This window comes from Candidatus Magnetobacterium casense, assembly GCF_019173545.1.
GTDB lineage: Bacteria > Nitrospirota > Thermodesulfovibrionia > Thermodesulfovibrionales > Magnetobacteriaceae > Magnetobacterium > Magnetobacterium cryptolimnobacter.
Map to the genome: position 1 here is coordinate 1 of NZ_JABXWD010000468.1, position 2397 is coordinate 2397.

Sequence of the window (2397 nt, forward strand, 5' to 3'; positions counted from 1 at the left end):
AATGACAAACTTGGAAAAAGCCTGTAACTGTCATTCCTGCGAAAGCAGGAATCCATGCCTTTAAACCATGAAATTAATTTTACCATGCTTTTTAAAGAGGATACGTATCAGCAATCATCTCCCTTACTGACCGACTGTCCTCAGCGTATAAGACCCTCATGCACTTTGAATGCTTAAGTAGCGCAGCTTTAATAGCACCTATATCCATAATATAATCCTCCCGCCTTTTTCGTAAAGCCTTACCGCTATCATATTTTCTTATTTTCCCATAAACGGTGGGTAAAGATCAAGGTTCAGTAAATGCTTGACAATAAACCTGCGCCTGAGTTATCATAGGGGCATATTTATGAACTTAGTGGTATATTACTTAAGGATAGTTGATGAAAAACCTGAAACAGAAGATAGATATGCTGAAAGTAGTGTCGCACCCTGTACGGATCAGGATACTTATGCAGCTTGCCAAAGGGGGAAGATGCGTAAGCGATCTTGAAAAGTTCCTCGATGTAAGCCAGCCAAACCTCTCCCAACACCTCGCCATACTCAGAGACCACCGTGTAATCGATTACTACCCCGATGGTAAGCTGAGGCGTTATTTCATCGTAGAACCGATGATCTATAAACTGCTTGAAATGCTCTTTTCGGGTGCCACCGTCACCCCTGTTTTATAGTACCGGATTGCCGTGCAAATTCAACATTGCATAAAACTTATCTTTTATGTCCCTTGTGCAATGTGCTTTATGATATAATATATATATGTCGAACTCAGTAGATCAGGGCAAGGCCTTAAAGCCGGAGGTTATGCCCAAATGGGCACGGGAAATCATAAGGTTTATGCCTGTCAAGCCGCAGTTCATGCTCTGGGGCAATGTCTACGACGTATACCCCATTGAGCTTAAAGATGGCGCCATCACTACACTCAGGGTTACTGACTACATAAGGACAATTCTCAGGGAAAACGACTACAACCTGATCCTCGCTTACGAACCCCTGTACGGCGTCAGGCTCCTGGAGGGCGATCCGGAGGTCTTCAGAAAGATCACCCGGGAGCAGATAAAGGGCGATGCACCGCTGATTGCCACCCCCGTGAGGATGGCCGAAATTGCAGAGATGTTGAGCGCCTCAAAGGAGACCGGTAGCGCCATCATACTAAACTTTGCCTCAAGGATCGCCGACATAGCCCCCAATGACATGCAGGAGTTCTCTTACAGGATGTTCAGACTCTCCCAAAGGGCAACACCCGTCATATCAGGGCAATCTCAGCATCCAAAGTTCAACCTCGTCATCTGGGTGCTCGACAAGGAAAACGACATCCCACCCTGGTACACTATCGACAATGCCCGCATAAGGATGTTGAACATCCCCAGGCCCGATTATTTCCTCCGAAAGACCGTCATAGACACCCTGGCACGAGCCATCGATGGCTTTAAGGAGGCCGATGCGCTGAAACAACAGGAGGGGATATCAACCTTTATCGACCAGACCAGTGGCCTCTTTGCATCCGAAATCGTGGCTATCGTTGCACTGGCCAGGCGACAACAACTGCGCTTTGCACAGATCGGTGACGCCATCAAGGCATACAAGCTCGGTATCGTGGAAAACCCCTGGTCCAGACTCGACATGCAAAAGATAGCAACCTCCAGCGCCACGCTGCTTGAGCGCGTCAAGGGGCAAGACGAGGCCGTCCAACGCTCATGCGACATCATCAGACGGGCCGTGTTCAACCTCTCCGGATGCCAGTACTCTCGACACTCGCAACGACCAAAGGGGGCACTCTTCTTTGCCGGTCCCACCGGCGTTGGAAAGACCGAGCTGGCAAAGGCCATCACTGCACTGCTCTTTGGCTCAGAGACCAGCTACCTGCGCTTTGACATGAGCGAGTACGCCAGGGAACATTCCGATCAGAGGCTCGTGGGGTCACCGCCGGGGTACGTCGGATACGACGTCGGAGGACAACTGACAAACGCTATTAAAAACAACCCCTTCTGCGTCATCCTCTTTGACGAAATCGAAAAGGCGCATCCAAAGATTCTCGATATCTTCCTCCAAATCCTCGATGACGGCAGACTGACCTCAGGGCGGGGTGAGACGGTGTACTTTTCAGAGAGCCTCATCATATTTACAAGCAATCTGGGCATCTACGAAACCTCAGAAACCGCTCAGAGGCTCCAGCGCGTAAGTGCCGATATGCCATACGAGGACATAAATACTCAGATACGTCAGGCCATCGGCGACTTCTTTACGTATACCATCGGAAGACCGGAGATACTCAACCGGATTGGTGACAACATCGTCGTATTTGACTTCATAAGGGCGGGGGCGGCACCCCTGATACTGGACAAGATGCTGCAAAACGTCCTAGACAAGATAAAGGATTCCTACGATATCGACGTTACGCTG

General features: G+C 49.4%; 2 protein-coding genes. Both read left to right on the forward strand.

Annotation, left to right across the window (positions count from 1 at the left end; translation table 11 throughout):
- Window positions 1-380 precede the first annotated feature (380 nt).
- Window positions 381-668, forward strand: coding sequence for an ArsR/SmtB family transcription factor (locus HWQ67_RS16430; protein ID WP_218253768.1), 288 nt, complete (start codon window positions 381-383; stop codon window positions 666-668).
- 85 nt (window positions 669-753) lie between these two features.
- Window positions 754-2397 (forward strand): AAA family ATPase (locus HWQ67_RS16435; RefSeq protein WP_218253769.1); only part of this gene is annotated, 1644 nt, incomplete at its 3' end.